We start from the raw sequence: 427 nt of genomic DNA, 5'->3' as shown, positions 1-427 counted from the left end.
TCGCAGTGAGCGTGAACGCCGCCGACAACGTGGGCGTGGCCCGTGTCGACCTGAAGGTCAACGGCACCGTGGTCGCCTCCGACGTCGCAGGCCCATACGGCTTCTCCTGGGATTCGACCAGCGTGGCCAACGGCATGAACAACCTGGTGGCCATCGCTTATGACGCTGCCGGCAACGTGGCGACCTCCTCCACCGTGCAGGTGAACGTCTCCAACGCCGTACAGGCGCCGGTGGCCGACACCACGCCGCCAGTGGTCGCCATCGCCAACCCGACCAGCGGCATGGTTTCCGGCAACGTGAACGTGAGCGTGAACGCCTCCGACAACAGCGGTTCGGCCGGCATCAACATGAGCGTCTACATCGACGGCGTATTGAAAGCTTCCGGCGCCGGTTCCTCGCTGTCCTTCAGCTGGAACACCCGCAAGGC

At 65.1% G+C, this 427-nt stretch carries 1 protein-coding gene; it reads left to right on the top strand.

Going from position 1 to position 427, the window contains the following annotated elements; genetic code table 11:
* On the top strand, window positions 1-427 hold a 427-nt coding region (locus GM658_RS28650; RefSeq protein ID WP_170299039.1), incomplete at both ends, for an Ig-like domain-containing protein.

The organism is Massilia eburnea, from assembly GCF_009720745.1.
Lineage (GTDB): Bacteria > Pseudomonadota > Gammaproteobacteria > Burkholderiales > Burkholderiaceae_D > Rugamonas > Rugamonas eburnea.
This window is presented reverse-complemented; position numbering and strand designations above follow the sequence as displayed.